Source organism: Paracoccus sp. (in: a-proteobacteria), assembly GCF_047973135.1.
Taxonomy (GTDB): domain Bacteria; phylum Pseudomonadota; class Alphaproteobacteria; order Rhodobacterales; family Rhodobacteraceae; genus Paracoccus.
Genome location: NZ_JBKEBL010000092.1, coordinates 1 through 15588 on the forward strand (window position 1 = coordinate 1; position 15588 = coordinate 15588).

Here is a 15588-nt window from a genome sequence, read left to right on the forward strand (position 1 = left end):
CCCAGCAGATCGGCGGCTTCGGGCAGGTTTGGCGTGATCACTGCCGCACGGGGCAGCAGAATATCGCGCAGCGCCGCGACCGCCTGAACCTGCAACAGCCGGTCGCCGCCCTTGGCGACCATGACAGGGTCCAGAACGACGGGGCAGGCCAGCCCCTGCAGCGACCGGGCCACCGTCTTGATGATTGCAGCGTCGCCCAACATGCCGATCTTGATCGCGTCGATCCGGATATCGTCGCGGATCGCCTGAATCTGCGCGGCGATCATGGGCAGCGGCGTCAGCCCGACAAGGGCCACGCCGCGGGTATTCTGCGCCGTCAGTGCGGTGATGGCCGTCATGGCATAGCCGCCATTGGCGCTGATCGCCTTGATATCGGCCTGAATCCCCGCTCCTCCGCTGCTGTCGGATCCGGCGATGGACAGGATGTTCGGGATCATGCCACCCTCCATGCCTGCAACAGCGCCCGTGCCGCGCCAGCCGGGTCGGCTGCGCGCGAGATGGCCGAAACGACGGCAAGCCCCGCTCCGCCTGCTGCCCGGACCGGATCGGCATCGCGCGGGCCAAGTCCGCCGATGGCCAGGCAGGGCAGGGGGGTCAGCCGGACGATCCGGGCAAAGCCGGTATGTCCGATTGGTGCCGCGTGATCGGGTTTCGAGGCAGTGGCGCGGATCGGCCCCACGCCAAGATAGTCGATGCAATCGGGCACCGCGCGGGCCTGATCTTCGGTCGAGACCGAAAGGCCAAGAACCATGTCCGGGCCGATTCGGTCGCGGATCTCTGCCGGATCGCCATCGTCCTGCCCGATATGCACACCAAAGGCCCCGATTGCGGCCGCGATCCCGACCCGGTCGTTCACGATCAGCCGCGCCCCCAGTGCGGCCAGCAGCGGTTGCAGCGTCCGGGCCAGCAGGGCAAAATCGCGATCCGGCAGGGTCTTGTGTCGCAACTGGACCCATTCGGCACCGCCCGACGCGGCAGCGGTGGCCTGATCCAGGATCGAACGCGGCGCGTCGGCATCGGTGACGAAACACAGCGGCGGGATCATGACGCCCGAACCCTTGCGCGTGCTGCCAGTTGATCGGGTTGCAACGCGTGCAGCGCATCCAGAAAGGCCACCTGAAACGACCCCGGCCCCCGCGCGGTTTCCGCCGCGACCTCGCCCGCGACGCCGAAACAGACCAGCGCGGCGACAGTCGCATCAAAGGGATCCTGTCCGACAGCGAAGGCCGCCACCAGCCCGGTCAGCGAACAGCCCAATGCCGTGACCCTTGGCATCATCGCATCGCCATTGGCCACTCTCGCGATCCGCCTGCCATCGGTCACGTAATCGACCGGTCCGGTGACTGCGACGACCATGCCGTGTTCGCGGGCGATGCGCAGCGCCGCATCCTCGGCCGCAGCCACGGGATCCGAGGTGTCGGCCCCCCTGCCGCTGGCCGCCTCACCCGCAACCGCCAGAATTTCCGAGGCATTGCCGCGCAGGATCGTCGGCGATTGCTGCATCAGTCTTGCACAAAGCTGGCGGCGAAAGCCGGTTGCCCCCGCCGCCACCGGATCCAGAACCCAGGGCTTGCCATGCCCGCGCGCCGCCCGCGCCGCGCCCTCCATGGCATCCACCCAGTCGCCCGATGCGGTGCCGATATTCACGCTCAGCGCATCGGCAAGGCCCGCGAATTCGGCGGCTTCCTCGTGGCCATGCACCATCGCGGGCGATGCCCCCGCCGCCAGCATGACATTCGCCATGATGTTCATCGCCACGAAATTCGTGATGTTCTGCACCAGCGGCGCGGTCTGTCGCATCTGGGCCAGCAGGGTTCCGGGGGCTGTCATCGCACTCTCCTTTTCGGGCGGAAGAGAGGGCGGGTGCCCGTGACCGGGCAGGGGTCGCGCCTTCCTCCGCCGGCATGATCCGGGTCAGGTTCAAAGGGTGCTTCTCAGCCCGGTTGCCCGGACGCCCCTGTCGCATGGGCAAACCGTGACACAGGCCGGCCAGCGGGTCAACCGGCGGCGGGTGCCTTGAATTTGGCTGCCAAAGCCCCATTTTCAGAAATTGGCGACCCCCGATCTTTCGCCGCGACGACCGGCCTCGCCTGACGAAAGGAACAGCAGCGTTCCAAATTTTCGAACTTGGCTTTCGTCCCGTCCGATCTGGAGACGGCAGCGGCAGGTGCACATAATTCGTACAGACCCAACTGCGGCCGTGCCGCACAGGAAGCGAGGAAGATCATGAGCAAACCGAAAATCGCCGTCATCATCGGCTCGACCCGCAAGGCGCGCTTTGCCGACAAGCCCGCGACGTGGCTGATGCAAAAGCTGGCCGGGCGCGACGACATGGATTTCGAACTGGTCGATCTGCGCGATTTCGACCTGCCGCTTTTCGACGAAAAGGCTTCGAACGCATGGATGCCAAGCGAGGATTCCCGCGCGACCGCCTGGCAGAACAAGATCGGAGAGTTTGACGGCTATATCTTCGTGACCGGCGAATATAATCACTCTGTCACCGGATCGCTGAAAAACGCGCTGGATCAGGCCTATAAGGAATGGAACCGCAAGCCGATGGCGGCCATGGGCTATGGCGGCGTGGGTGCGGCGCGTGCGATCGAACATCTGCGCAATATCGGAGTCGAATTGCAGATGGTGCCGCTGCGCAATGCCGTCCATCTGGGCGGGGGCGAATTTTTCAAGGTCTCGCCTCTTGGCCAGAATGGCGACATGGCCGAGGTCGAACAGACCCTGTTGCCCTCGCTGAATGGCATGCTGGATGAACTGGTCTGGTGGGCGAACGCGACCAAAGCCGCGCGCGCGCAGTCCTGAGTGGCGCAAGTCGCGTTCCCGCCCTATCGTGACGTGATCAGGAGGGTGTTTCGAAATGAGCGAGAATATCCACATCACCAAAGAGGACGGGACGCGCCGGGGCCGCTATGTCGCGCGGATCGACGGCATCGCGGATGAGGGTGAAATCACCTATACGCGGCGCGGTCCCAATGTGATCAGCGCCGACCATACCGGCGTGCCGGATTCGATGGGGGGCAAGGGCGTGGCGAAGGCGCTGCTGGATTTCATGCTACAGGATGCGCGTCAGACCGGCTTTCGCATCGTGCCGGTCTGCCCCTTTATCCGCAAGCAATATGCCCGGCATCCCGAATGGGCAGACCTGTTCACCATCGCCCCCGGCGAGGATCCCTGACGCGCCGCAGGCAGTGGCGCATCAGGCCAGCGGCAGCAGCCCGGCCTCGATTTGTGCGCGACGCGGTTCAAGAAAGGGCGGCAGCGACAGGCGCTGGCCCATGGTATCGAAGGGTTCGTCCACCGCAAAGCCCGGCCCGTCGGTCGCGATCTCGAACAGATTGCCGCCCGGTTCGCGGAAATAGAGCGAGCGGAAATAATACCGTTCGACCTCGCCGGAATTGGGGATGCCCAGTTCCCCAAGCCGCGCGGCCCATGCGCTGATCGTTTCCGGTCCGGGCGTGCGGAAGGCGACGTGATGCACCCCGCCCGCGCCCTGCCGGGCCACCGGAAGGCCGGGCTGAATCGCAACATGCAGTTCTGCCGCTGGCCCGCCCGCCCCCATTTCGAACACATGCACGCGCCCCTGACCATCGGGCGATCCATATTCGCCGATGCGGCGCATGTTCAGCACGCCGGTCAGCAGCGCCCCGGTGGCGGCCAGATCGGGAACCGAGATGGTGATCGGCCCCAGCCCGCGAATCTGATGCGCGGCCTCAATGGGGCTGTGGTCCCAAGGATGGCTTTCGTCGGGCTGCTGATCCACCGTCAGCCGGAACCGCTGCCCCTCGGGGTCCAGAAAATCCAGACTGGCGCGCCCGGCGATTTCCCGGATTTCCCCCATCGTCAGACCGTGATCGCGCAACCGTGCCGCCCAGAAATCCACGCTGTCCCCGGCGATACGCAAGCCGGTCCGGCTGATCGAACGGGTGCCGCGCTGTTCGCGGGCGACCGGCCAGTCGAAAAACGTCAGATCGCTGCCCGCGCTTCCCGCACCATCCGCGAAGTACAGGTGATAGGCCGACGTATCATCCTGATTCACGGTCTTTTTCACCCGCCGCAGCCCCATCACCTCGGTGTAGAAGCGGTTATTGCCGGGCGCGTCGGCAGTGATCGCCGTCAGGTGGTGAATGCCGGTAAGCTGCATTTTCCTGTCCTTTGCTCAAAACACAGGCAAATATCGGTTGCGTACCTGTCCAATGTCAGTACCCCTGTAGCAAATCCCGCGTTCGAAAATACCGAACGCCGGGCAGAGCGGGGCAAGACCATGCGCTATAAGCTGGATGAGATCGAGACATTTCTGACCGTGATGGAGCTTGGCACCGTCTCGGCTGCCGCCGCGCGGCAGAATCTGTCGAAATCGGTGATCTCCAAGCGGATCGCCGATTTCGAGCTGGGTATCGGGGCGGCCTTGTTTCGCCGCAATGCCGGGCGCATCATCCCGACCGAGGCAGCCCTGCGCCTGGCCGAGCGTCTGCGCCCCGCCCTGGCCGAGCTTGTCGCCGCTGCCGAAAGCGCCGCCTGGGGCATGGATGGTCGCGCGCCGCTGACCGGAACGCTGGCCATCGCCGCCCCGATGAGCTTTGGCACCATGCATCTGGCCCCGATCCTTGCGCGCTTTGCTGCGGCGCATCCGGGGCTGAGCCTGCGCGTGGATTTCGACGATTACGCCCATGATCTTGCGCGCGAGGGGTTCGATCTGGGCATCCGCATCGGTGAGGCCCGCGACAGCGCCCTGATCGCGAAAAAGCTGTGCGACGACCGGCAATATGTGGTCGCCAGCCCTGATTATCTTGCCCGTGCCGGAACGCCGACGTCACCCGCCGATCTGGCCGATCACCAGACCATCGGCTATGCGCATCTGCCGGATTCGCGGCTGTGGCAGTTCCGGCTGGGCGGCCGGTTTGTTTCGCCCCGTGTCGGTGGTCGGCTGGTGCTGAACAATGGCGAGGCGATGCGCGACATGGCCGTTGCAGGGCTGGGGCTGGCGATGTTGCCCGGCTTTATCGTCGCGCAGTCCCTGACCGACGGAGACCTGCGGCAGGTCATGCCCGAGGTGGAAACCCGCAACCTGCCGATCATGGTCGTCTGGCCCCCCGTCAGCCCCTTGCCCGCCAAACTGCGCCTGCTGATCGACCACCTGTCTGCGGAACTGGCATCCGGCAAGCCCTGGCAGGCGCTGAAGGCGGCAAGCGGAAGGTGACGCAGATTCCGGGTCGGCGCGCGATGGTCGGGTGCGGGCAGATGTTGCACATGGCGGAAAGGGGGCGCGGGTCGGGCAAAGCCCGACCCGGACGCTGCCGCCCGGCCGGAGGCGCGCTTCGCGCGCGGTCAGCCTGCGGATCAGGTGCCCTACACCGCATCGCCCGGGCACCCGTGACGGCGGATCACTTCAGCGAGATATTGTTCCGTTCGATCACGCCGCCCCAGAACTCTTTGTCCCAGTCAAGCTGGGCCTGCATCGCTTCGGGGCCGCCGACATCGGGCTGCATCCCGGCATTCAGCATGGTTTTCTGAAGATCCGGGTCGCTGACTGCCTTTTGCAGCGCGGCGCTGACCCGATCGATTTCTTCGGGCGCGGTGCCTTTTGGCGCAAGCAGACCAAACCAGAACGAGGATTCAAGTTCGGGATAGCCAAGTTCCGCAGTCGTTGGCAGGTCGGGGAACTGCGGCATCCGTTCCCTGGTCGAGACCGCCAGCATCTTTACATCTCCGGCTTTGGCGTGTTCGACCAGAGAAATGGGCGTGGCAAAGTTAAGGTCGTTCTGTCCCGCGATCAGATCGACGATCTGCGAGGGGTTGTTGCGATAGGCGATGTCCACCATCGGCACGCCGATCTGGTCCTGCAATACGATGCCGAACAGATGCGTCACGCTGCCTGGCCCAAGCGTCGCATAGCGCAGCGGCTTGCCGGTCTTTTCGGCATGGGCCTTCAGTTCGTCCAGATTGTTGACGCCCATCTTGCCCGGCACGGTGATGGTCAGCGGCCCGCTCATCATCGTGCCGACGGGAACGAAGCTGTCCAGATCATAAGTCAGGTTGTCGCGCAGCAGCACGTTCAGCGACAAGGGGCCGGTCGCGCCGACGAAATAGGTCAGCCCATCGGGCTTGGCGGCGGCGGCATAGGTCGCGCCGATGATGCCGTTCGATCCGGGCTTGTTTTCCACGATTACCGGCTGGTCCAGTTCCTGCGACATCGTGTCGGCGATCTGGCGGACCAGCCCGTCGATCAGGCCCCCGCCGCCATATGGAACGATCAGGCTGATCGGGTCACTGGATTTCGCATCTGCACCCGGTGACGGCAGCGTGGCGGCTGCGGCGATGGCGGCTGCCGCCAGGATGGTCCGGCGATTGAACGTCGTCATGATTTTTCCTCCCCAGAATGGCGAGGCGCGGGCCTTGCGCCCGTTCCCCAGATTCAGGCTAAGCACTGACCGGACGGTCAGTCAAGGCCGCAATCCGGCAAAATTCAGTTGCGAAACCGTGGCAGGCTTGGTATTCAGGATCGTGACTGACCGTCCGGTCAGTCGCCGGAGCGAGAGGAGCGCGCCATGTTCGACAAGCAGAATCTGCGGGTAGAGATGCACGGAATGGTGGCTTTGGTCACGCTGGACCGCCCTCCGGTGAATGCGCTGGATCGCCGGACACGATACGAGATGATCGAGGTTTTTGACGAGATTTCGCAGCGCGATGATGTCCGTGCGGCGGTTCTGACCGGCGCGGGCAAGGTCTTTTGCGCGGGGGCCGATCTGAAGGACCGTCCCGATCCCGGCAGGGCCGGCGATTTTCTGGAACATAACCGCGCGACCCGCGAAACCGGCAATGCGATCAAGGAATGCGCCAAGCCGGTGATCGCGGCGGTGAATGGCGCGGCTTTGGGTGCCGGGCTGGGGCTGATGGCAGCCTGCGACATCTTCTATGCCTCGGATAACGCCGTCTTCGGCATGCCCGAAATCAATGTCGGGCTGGCGGGCGGCGCCTCGATGCTGCATTCGCTGTTCGGTCGTTCGACGACGCGGCGAATGTTCTTTACCGGGGTGCGGCTGACTGCGACAGAATTGAAAGAGCGTAATGTGATCGAGGCCGTGACCACGCCCGAAGCGCTGATCCCGACCACGATGGAGATCGCGCAAGAGATCGCGCAAAAGGCACCGCTGGCCATCGCCTATGCCAAGCAGGCCGCAACGATGGTCGAGAACATGCCCCAGCGGGATGCCTATCGACTGGAACAGAATTACACCATGGCGCTGGCCCGGACCCATGACGCGCAAGAGGCGCGGCGCGCCTTTCTGGAAAAGCGCGCCCCGGTATTCACGGGAACCTGAGCGATGTGCGGGCCGTTTGACGCGATCTTCATGCCGCGCTCGATTGCGGTGGTCGGGGCCTCGTCGGATCCGGCCAAGACCGGCGGGCGGCCCGTGCATCTGTTGCTGCGCCACGGCTTTGGCGGTGCAATCTGGCCGGTCAATCTGAAAGCGGACGAAATTCAGGGGCTGCGGGCCTTTCCCTCGGTCGAGGCGCTGCCCGGTGTGCCGGACCTGGTCCTGATCGCGGTGCCCGGTGCCGCCGCCCTTGCCGCTGTCAGGGCTGCTGCCGCGCGCGGCAGCCCTGCCGCGATCATCCTCAGCGCAGGTTTCGCCGAAATCGGCCCAGAGGGCGCTGTCATGCAGGCTGAACTGGTGCAGGCTGCGCGACAGGGCGGCATGCGTATTCTGGGGCCGAACTGTCTGGGCGCGGTCAGCCTGCGCGAACGCGCCATCGGTACATTCTCGGTTGCTTTGGAAAGCAATCTGCCGCGCCACGGCGGCCTGTCCATCGTATCGCAAAGCGGCAATATCGGCAGCGCGGCGCTGCGCATGCTGGGCGATTGCGGTGCGGGGGTGGCGCGGTTCGTTGCCACCGGGAACGAGGCTGACATTCAGGCCGCCGATCTGATCGACTGGCTGGCAGGCGATCCCGAAACCCGCGTTATCCTGACCTGTCTGGAAACCTGCCGCGATGGGCCGCGGCTGACGGCGGCGCTGGCCCGTGCGCGCGCGGCGGGCAAGCCGGTGATCGCGCTGAAGATCGGCACCTCCGAAGCCGGGCGGAAGGCGGCACAGTCGCATACCGGAGGGCTGGCGGGCAGCGACCGGGTGTTCGACGCGGTGTTTCGCCGCTACGGGGCGATCCGGGTGCATTCGCTTGAGGAACTGGTGCAGGTCGGAGCCGCCGCCGAGGCAATTGGCCCGCGCCGCGTTGGTTTTCCCGCTTCGGTGGCGATAATCGCGGCGTCGGGCGGGTTCGGGGTGATGATGGCCGATGCGGCATCCCGGCAGGGGATTGCGGTCAACCCTCTGGGCGAGACCGCGCAGCGGCGCATCCGTGCGGCCCTGCCGCTGGCAGCGACGGCGAACCCGGTTGACGCGACCGCACAGATCTCGTCCAGTCCCAAGCTTCTGGAAACGTTGCTGGACGCCGTGCTGTCCGATGACGCGAACGGTACCGCCTGCCTGATGCTGGCTTTGGGGATGGAGATTCCGCGCCTGCGCCAGGTCTTTACACAGGCGCTGGCCGCCGCTGCCCGAGGGCATCCCGACAAGGCGCTGGTCGTCTGTGTCCCCGGCCCTGCGGACGCCATCGCCGAACTGCATGCCCTTGGCATCGCCTGTTTCCCGACCATTGACGCGACCATGGCCGGCATTGCCGCCCTTGCCCGGCTGGAGGCGCAGCGCGAAGCGCCTGTAGCTTTGCCAGTGCCGGTGGTCCGCCAGCCGCTGCCCGCCAAAGCCGCGCGGAACGAGGCCACCGCAAGGGCCGCGCTGGCCGCTGCTGGTCTGCCCTTCGCGCCTGAAATTGTCGTGACCAGCGCGGTTGAGGCCGCCGGGGCGACGCGACGAATCGGGGCGCCGGTTGCCATGAAAATCCTGTCGCCCGACATCGCGCATAAAAGCGATATGGGCGGGGTAGAGCTGGATGTTCCCGATCCGGATGCTGCCCGCGCTGCCTTTGATCGTATCACCGCCGCCGCCGCGCGCCATGCGCCCGAAGCCCGGATCGACGGGGTACTGGTCGCCCCGATGGTGACGGGCGGAACCGAGATGATTCTGGGTGCCGTCACAGACGACATGTTCGGACCGGCAGTCATGGTCGGGCTTGGCGGTATCTTTGCCGAGGTTTTGCAGGATACTGCGCTGTGCCTTGCCCCCGTCACCGAAGCCGGGGCCGCAGGGATGCTGCGCGATCTTCGCGCCTGGCCCCTGTTGACCGGCGCGCGCGGTCGTCCTCCGGCCGATCTGGGCGCGTTGTGCAAGGCCATCGCGGCGTTGTCCCGTTTTGCTGCGCGGCACGCTGACGACCTGACCGAAATCGACATTAACCCGCTGATCGTCCGCGCCGCTGGACAGGGTGTCACGGCACTGGATGCGCTGATCGTGCCACGGCGAAAAAACCGGCAGGAGGCTGCTGAATGACATCGCAAACCGGCCAAGCGGCCAGTTCCCACCATAGCCATGGCACGCGGGCGCGTCTCTGGCTGGAACAGAACCTGACCGACAGGCTGCGCACCGATCGCAGCCATGACAGCCCCGCCACCCTGGACGAGCTGATCGCCTTCGAGGCGGCGATGCACCGCGCCGGGCTGGCCGGGATCACCTGGCCCACTGCCTATGCGGGGCATGGCCTCAGCCTGCGTGAGCATCTTGAAATCAACAGAGAAATAGGTTTGGCACCGGTCCCGAACGCGGCCAATTCCATCGGAAAAGAGCTTGCCGGGCCGATCATCCTGACGGTGGGCCGCGAGGATCAAAAAATCCGCTATCTGCCCCCGATCCTGACCATGCGGGCGATATGGTGTCAGGGGTTTTCGGAACCTGGCGCGGGCTCGGATCTGGCGGCGCTGCGCACAACGGCAGAGCGGACCGCCGATGGCTGGCGCGTGAACGGCCAGAAAATCTGGACCTCGGGCGCGTCGAAATCGCAGTTCTGTCTGCTGCTGGCCCGCACCGGCAGCCCGCAGGACCGGAACAAGGGGCTGGTCCTGTTCGCCGTGCCGATGGATCTGCCCGGCATCGAGACGCGCGAGATTCGGTCCATCGACGGGCATCGGTCCTTTTGCGAGGTGTTCTTCAAGGATGTGATCGTGGACGAGTCCGACATGCTGGGCGCGCCCGATCAGGGCTGGCAGGCCGCGACGCGGGTTCTGTCCATCGAACGCGCGACCAACCGCATGTATCGCGCCTGGCGCTTTCAAAGCGAGCTGGATCACCTGATCGCCGCCTGTCGCAGCGATCCGCGCGCCCATGCGCTGTTGGTGCCCCATGCCCGCGAACTGGCGCGTATCCGGGTCTGGATCGAAATGCTGAAGGCCCATGTCGAGACGCTGGTTTCGGAACTGGTGCAGGGTGCCGAAATCGGTCCGCGCGGCAGTTTCCCCAAGCTTTACTGGTCCGAGGCGCATCAGTACTTTGCCGCCATCGCGTGGGAGATCGTGTCGCGCTTTCCGCCCGGTGCGGATGGTCCGCTGCGCGATCTGCGGCAGCGGATGGAACAGGTTTATCTGAGCAGCCGGGCCGAGACGATCTATGCCGGTACGACAGAAATCCAGCTTGATATCATCGCCAAGCGTATTCTCAACCTGAAAAAGGCGGCCTGATCCATGTTCGACGATCTCGATCCGGGGGAATTCGAGGATACCGCTGCGGCGGTGATCGCCACCTGTGCCGGGGCGGCAGATACCGGCGAAAGGGCACGGCTTTTGGCCGGGGCCGGGGTGATCGGCGTTCTTGCGCCCGAGGCGGTCGGGGGGCTGGCCCTGCCGGTGCGCTTTGCTGTGCCCGTCGCCACGGCGGCGGGCGCGGGTCTGCTGGCCTTTCCACTGATCGAATCGTTGCTGCTGGCCGATGCGCTGGCCGGTCCCGCCCCGGAAATGGCGCGGGCGATCTGTGCGGGCAGGGCACTGGCCACGATTGCCTGGACGGGCACGACCGAGGCCGGGGTTGCGGGCGGCGCGCCTCTGGCGGGCGATGCCGGGCATGTGCTGGTCTTTCGGCAGGATGGCGCTGCGGTCCTGCTGGCCAACCCCGATGCCGAGACCGCGCCCACGCTGGATCTGGACACGCCCGAGGCGCTGATCCGCCCCTCGCCGGAAGCCGGGGGGATCGTTCTGGATGCGGCGTGCGTGTCCGGGCTGCGCGAGACGGCGCAGGTGCTGCGGGCGGCATTTATGCTGGGCGCCGCGCGGGAATGTCTGACCATGGCAGCGAACTACGCGCAGGACCGCGAGCAGTTCGGCAAACCCCTGTCGGCCAATCAGGTGTTGCGTCACCGGTTGTCCCGCGATGCCCTGACAATCGAGACGATGCGCGCCGGGCTGGCCCGCGCGCTGGCCGAACCCGCCGAGGGGTCTGCCTTCGCGCGTCAGGCGGTCTGGCTCTATGCCGCCGAACACGGCCCGCTGGTCGCCGAAAGCGCCATTCAGGTTTTTGGGGGCATGGGCTTCACATGGGAGGTGCCGCTGCACCGCCATTTGCGGCGTATGCGGGCAATGGCGGCTCAGGGCGGGGCTGCCGAAAGGCTGGACATGCTGGGGGCAGAGCTGCTGCGCGGAACGCAAAATCACTGGTACGAAGAGATTGCTCATGTCGGCTGACCGCAAATCCGTCCTGATCACCGGTGCGGGCCACGGCATCGGGCGCGCCACGGCGCGGCTGATGGCATCGCGGGAATGGGCTGTCGGGGTCAACGACCTGAAAGAGGAATTCGCCGCCGAAACCGTCAGTTTGATCCGCGACGCGGGGGGGCAGGCCTTTCCGGTGGTGATGAACGTGTCCACCCGCGAGGGGGTCGGGTCCGCCGTTGCCGCCGTGACCGAACGGACAGGGCGGCTGGATGCGATGGTGAACAACGCCGCCTGGGTCCGCTATCAGCCCATCCCCGAGATCGCGCCGGAAACGGTGGCGCGCATGGTCGATATCGGCTTTACCGGGATCGTCTGGGCGATTCAGGCCGCAGCCGCCGCGATGGATCCGGTCCGGGGCGGCACCATTGTCAATGTGGCTTCGGCGGCTGGGTTCCGTTCGGCCCCGAATTCGCTGGTCTATAGCGGCATCAAGGCAGGCGTGATGGGCATGACCCGCGCCGCCGCGGTCGAGCTGGGTCCGCGCGGAATCCGGGTCAATGCCGTCGCGCCCTCGGCCGTTCCGACCGAGGGCACCGCAAGGCACCGTTCGGCCGAACGTGACGCAAGGCGCATTGCGGCGACGCCGCTGGGACGGCTGGGCACGGTCGAGGACATCGCCCGCGCCATCGGCTATCTGCTGGATGATGAAAGCGATTTTGTTACCGGTCAGGTACTGTCCGCCGATGGCGGCATCGGCATTGCGATCACCTGATGGCGGGCGGGGCGACATCCCGCGCGCTTGTCACCGGGGCCGCCGGAGGGATCGGCCGGGCCATCTGTCGGCGGCTTGCCGGGGACGGCTGGCGCGTGGCGCTGGCTGACATTGATCAGGCGGCGGTTGCCGCCCTTGCTGCGATGCCTGGCCCCGGTCATGTGGCGCTGGCCGCCGATCTGACCGATGCGCAGGCCGCATCCGCTTTGCCCGCCCGCGCCGCCAAGGCCCTTGGCGGGCTGGACGCTGTGATCAACAACGCAGGTATCACGGACAGTTCCGGCCGGTCGCTGACCGATCTGCCGCAGGACTCGTTCGACCGGCTGGTGGCGCTGAACCTGACCGCTGTACAGCGGATCTGCGCCGCGGCCAGCCCTTTGCTGCCCGATGGTGGGCGGATCGTGAACCTTGCCTCGGGCGCGGCTTTTCGGCCCCTGGTTCTGCGCGGTCCCTATAGCGCGACCAAGGCCGGGGTCGTGGCGCTGACCGGGGTGCTGGCGGAACAGCTTGCGCCGCACGGTATCGCTGTCAGTGCCGTCGCGCCGGGCTATACGTTGACGCCGCTGGTCGAGGAATTGCAGCGGCAGGGTCGTATCGACCTTGAGGCGGTGGCGCGCGGCATTCCGTTGGGGCGGCTGGCCCTGCCCGGTGATATCGCTGCGGCGGTCGCGTTCTGCGCCGGGCCGGATGGCGGGGCGCTGAACGGGCAGACGCTGACGGTTGATGGCGGTGGCCTGGCCGGGCCTCTGCCCAAGGGTCTGGCCCCGCCTTCCGCCGGGCAGGCCGCCACGGGCCACTGTGTCGTGCTGGGGCCCGTGGGTCCGACCGCAATGCTGCCCACGGACGCGGCGCTGTCCGCCGTGATCGCCGATCAGTACCGGCAGGCCCCCCGCAGCCCGGCCGGAACCCTGGCCATGGCGCGCCTGACCGCGCAGGCCATCGTCTCGCATCCCCGGCGCTGCCGGGATTTCGCGCTGCTCTATGTGGCACCTGCCGGGGATGCCGTCGCAAGCGCGGCCCTGGCAATGTTTGCGCGCACGCTTGCGCTGGAATGGGCCGGGGCGGGGATGCGCGTCAATACGCTGATCGCGGGCGATACGGCCCTGCCGCGCGGGCTTTGCGATTTTCTGACCGGCCCGGAGGCGGGCCTTGTCACCGGCCAGACGGTCACGGTCAGCCCGTCAAACCGGGGGCATCCGTCCTGAACGACCGGCGCATCACATCTTGGGGAGGGGATGACATGCGATATATCACGGACAGGCTGGGGGACATCGTTGCAGGTCTTGTGACCGGCGGCATTGGCCTTTTCATCATCGTCGAGGCGCGCCGCTATGACATGGGCAGCCTGCACAGCATGGGACCGGGCTATTTTCCGGTCATGCTGGGTACGATCATGCTGGTGCTGGCGCTGTTCATGCTGGCGACCGCGCAGCCGGGCGATGCGCGGCTTGCCCCCGAAAAGGGCCAGCTTCGCGGCATCGCCTTTCTGACGGCAGCCTTCGGCGCCTTTGCCCTGACCATCGAAAGCCGGGGGATCGTCGTTGCGGTGTCGCTGGCAGTGTTCCTGTCGGCGCTGGCGAACCGCCGGACCCCCGTGCTTGCCGCGCTGGTGCTGGCGCTGGCTACCGCCGCGATCTCGGCGCTGATCTTCCGTGTCGGGCTGGGCCTGCAAATGAAGGCGTTCTGAGATGCCGGGCCTGATTTCCGATATTGCCTTGGGTCTCAGCGTCGCCGCCTCCTGGGGCGGGCTGCTGTATTGTTTCCTTGGGGTCTTTCTGGGCACATTCATTGGCGTCCTGCCCGGCATCGGCATCATGGCCACGCTGGCGATGCTGCTGCCGGTCACATATCATCTGGACCCGAATTTCGCGCTGATCATGCTGGGCGGTATCTATTACGGTGCATCCTACGGAGGCTCGACCGCCGCCATCCTGATGAACCTGCCCGGAACCGCGACCAGCGCCGTGACGGGGCTGGACGGATACCCGATGGCTCGGCAGGGGCGGGGCGGGCAGGCGCTGTTCATGACTGCCATTGCCTCATTCGTGGGCAGCCTGTTCGGAGTGGTCCTGCTGGTCGGCTTTTCGGTGCCGTTGGCGCGGGTGGCGCTGCAATTCGGGCCGCAGGAATATGTGGCGCTGATGGCGCTGGGGCTGATCGCCGCGTCGGTCATCGGGACGGGGCGGGCGGCACGCTCGCTTGCCTCGGTCTCGCTGGGGCTGGCGCTTGGGCTGATCGGGCTGGATCTGAACAGTGGCGTGGCGCGTTTCACCTTCGGGCAGACGGTGCTGTATGACGGGCTGCCGCTGGTTGCGGTCGCCATCGGCCTGTTCGGCCTGCCCGAGATCATCGCCAATGCCGGTCGCACGACCATGCCAAGGGTCAATACAGCCCGCATCCGCCTGCGCGACATGCTGCCCACGGGAAAGGACTGGCGCCGCTCGGCCATGCCGATGTTGCGAGGTTCGGGGATCGGCGGGTTCTTCGGTGCGCTGCCGGGAACGGGCGGACTGGTCGCGACCTTTGTGTCCTATGCGCTTGAACGCAAGTTGAGCCGGCATCCCGAACAGTTCGGCAAGGGAGCGATCGAGGGCGTCGCCGCGCCCGAGGCCGCGAATAACGCTGCGGTGCAATCGGCCTTCATCCCCACGCTGAGCCTGGGCATTCCGGGCGATCCGGTCATGGCGATCATGCTGGGCGTGATGATGGTACATGGCATCCTGCCCGGCCCGAATGTCATCGAATCCTCGCCCGACCTGTTCTGGGGGCTGATCGTCAGCTTTGTCATCGGCAATATCATGCTGCTGGTGCTGAACCTTCCACTGGTGGGCATGTGGGTCAAGCTGCTGCAAATACCGTATAATCTGCTGTTTCCGGTGATCGTCGCCTTTACCTGTATCGGCATCTATAGCGTCAATTACCAGATCGCCGATATCGTCGTGCTGCTGGTTTTCGGGTTCCTGGGACTTGGCATGAGGGCGCTGAACTTCGAAGTCGCGCCGCTTTTGCTGGGCTTTGTCCTCGGGCCGATGATCGAGGAATATTTCCGCCGCTCTCTGCTGGTCTCGGGGGGCGAGCTTGGGACGTTCTTCGAGCGCCCCATCGCCGGCGCGATCATGTCGATCACCGCCGCGATCCTGCTTTGGGCGGTGGGTGCGGGCCTGTGGCGGATGATGGCAGCGCGGGGCAGAGAACGGAATGCCTGAGCGCG

At 66.0% G+C, this 15588-nt stretch carries 16 protein-coding genes and 1 riboswitch; of the genes, 11 read left to right on the forward strand and 5 right to left on the reverse strand.

Annotation, left to right across the window (positions count from 1 at the left end):
• From ACK5L9_RS07250 to thiM, 3 genes are all read right to left on the reverse strand, one after another.
• A partial coding sequence (locus tag ACK5L9_RS07250; protein ID WP_416910798.1) for a bifunctional hydroxymethylpyrimidine kinase/phosphomethylpyrimidine kinase occupies nt 1–437 on the reverse strand: 437 nt, incomplete at its 3' end.
• Nucleotides 434–1045 (reverse strand): thiamine phosphate synthase, encoded by a 612-nt coding sequence (gene thiE, locus ACK5L9_RS07255; protein ID WP_416910799.1) that lies wholly within the window; start codon nt 1043–1045, stop codon nt 434–436. The genes thiE and ACK5L9_RS07250, both read right to left, overlap by 4 nt.
• The gene (gene thiM / locus ACK5L9_RS07260) at nt 1042–1830 is read right to left on the reverse strand and encodes a hydroxyethylthiazole kinase (protein WP_416910800.1); all 789 of its coding nucleotides are present in this window, start codon (nt 1828–1830) and stop codon (nt 1042–1044) included. Before thiM ends, thiE begins: the two co-directional genes overlap by 4 nt.
• Nucleotides 1831–1874: 44 nt before the next feature.
• A riboswitch (TPP riboswitch) is annotated at nt 1875–1969 on the reverse strand.
• A gap of 254 nt (nt 1970–2223) precedes the next feature.
• On the opposite strand from thiM, the gene ACK5L9_RS07265 reads away from it, so the two are divergent.
• On the forward strand, nt 2224–2814 hold the full coding sequence (locus ACK5L9_RS07265) for an NADPH-dependent FMN reductase (protein WP_416910839.1): 591 nt from the start codon (nt 2224–2226) through the stop codon (nt 2812–2814).
• A 55-nt stretch (nt 2815–2869) separates the two neighbouring features.
• The gene (locus tag ACK5L9_RS07270) at nt 2870–3187 is read left to right on the forward strand and encodes a GNAT family N-acetyltransferase (protein WP_416910801.1); all 318 of its coding nucleotides are present in this window, start codon (nt 2870–2872) and stop codon (nt 3185–3187) included.
• Between the two features lie 21 nt (nt 3188–3208).
• On the opposite strand, the gene ACK5L9_RS07275 is transcribed toward ACK5L9_RS07270, so the two are convergent.
• The gene (locus ACK5L9_RS07275; RefSeq protein WP_416910802.1) at nt 3209–4153 is read right to left on the reverse strand and encodes a ring-cleaving dioxygenase; all 945 of its coding nucleotides are present in this window, start codon (nt 4151–4153) and stop codon (nt 3209–3211) included.
• A gap of 120 nt (nt 4154–4273) precedes the next feature.
• Here ACK5L9_RS07275 and ACK5L9_RS07280 point away from each other — a divergent pair, with 120 nt between their 5' ends.
• Nucleotides 4274–5209 (forward strand): LysR family transcriptional regulator, encoded by a 936-nt coding sequence (locus tag ACK5L9_RS07280; RefSeq protein ID WP_416910803.1) that lies wholly within the window; start codon nt 4274–4276, stop codon nt 5207–5209.
• 184 nt (nt 5210–5393) lie between these two features.
• Here ACK5L9_RS07280 and ACK5L9_RS07285 read toward each other — a convergent pair whose 3' ends face one another.
• Nucleotides 5394–6371, reverse strand: coding sequence for a Bug family tripartite tricarboxylate transporter substrate binding protein (locus tag ACK5L9_RS07285; protein ID WP_416910804.1), 978 nt, complete (start codon nt 6369–6371; stop codon nt 5394–5396).
• Between the two features lie 186 nt (nt 6372–6557).
• Between ACK5L9_RS07285 and ACK5L9_RS07290 the strand changes: the two genes are divergently transcribed.
• Genes ACK5L9_RS07290 through ACK5L9_RS07325 form a run of 8 tightly spaced genes read left to right on the forward strand, consistent with a single transcriptional unit; the run spans nt 6558 to nt 15583 of the window.
• On the forward strand, nt 6558–7331 hold the full coding sequence (locus tag ACK5L9_RS07290) for an enoyl-CoA hydratase/isomerase family protein (RefSeq protein ID WP_416910805.1): 774 nt from the start codon (nt 6558–6560) through the stop codon (nt 7329–7331).
• 3 nt (nt 7332–7334) lie between these two features.
• A complete protein-coding gene (locus tag ACK5L9_RS07295; protein WP_416910806.1) occupies nt 7335–9458 on the forward strand; it encodes an acetate--CoA ligase family protein in 2124 nt (707 codons plus the stop codon).
• Nucleotides 9455–10639, forward strand: a complete 1185-nt coding sequence (locus ACK5L9_RS07300) for an acyl-CoA dehydrogenase family protein (RefSeq protein WP_416910807.1) — start codon at nt 9455–9457, stop codon at nt 10637–10639. The genes ACK5L9_RS07295 and ACK5L9_RS07300 overlap by 4 nt, the downstream gene beginning before the upstream one ends.
• 3 nt (nt 10640–10642) lie before the next feature.
• Nucleotides 10643–11635: an acyl-CoA dehydrogenase family protein gene (locus ACK5L9_RS07305; RefSeq protein ID WP_416910808.1), complete on the forward strand. Its 993-nt coding sequence runs from the start codon at nt 10643–10645 to the stop codon at nt 11633–11635.
• Nucleotides 11625–12377: an SDR family NAD(P)-dependent oxidoreductase gene (locus ACK5L9_RS07310; protein ID WP_416910809.1), complete on the forward strand. Its 753-nt coding sequence runs from the start codon at nt 11625–11627 to the stop codon at nt 12375–12377. The genes ACK5L9_RS07305 and ACK5L9_RS07310 overlap by 11 nt, the downstream gene beginning before the upstream one ends.
• A complete protein-coding gene (locus ACK5L9_RS07315) occupies nt 12377–13582 on the forward strand; it encodes an SDR family NAD(P)-dependent oxidoreductase (RefSeq protein WP_416910810.1) in 1206 nt (401 codons plus the stop codon). Before ACK5L9_RS07310 ends, ACK5L9_RS07315 begins: the two co-directional genes overlap by 1 nt.
• Nucleotides 13583–13617: 35 nt before the next feature.
• On the forward strand, nt 13618–14064 hold the full coding sequence (locus ACK5L9_RS07320; protein WP_416910811.1) for a tripartite tricarboxylate transporter TctB family protein: 447 nt from the start codon (nt 13618–13620) through the stop codon (nt 14062–14064).
• A 1-nt stretch (nt 14065) separates the two neighbouring features.
• The gene (locus ACK5L9_RS07325) at nt 14066–15583 is read left to right on the forward strand and encodes a tripartite tricarboxylate transporter permease (protein ID WP_416910812.1); all 1518 of its coding nucleotides are present in this window, start codon (nt 14066–14068) and stop codon (nt 15581–15583) included.
• Nucleotides 15584–15588 lie beyond the last annotated feature (5 nt).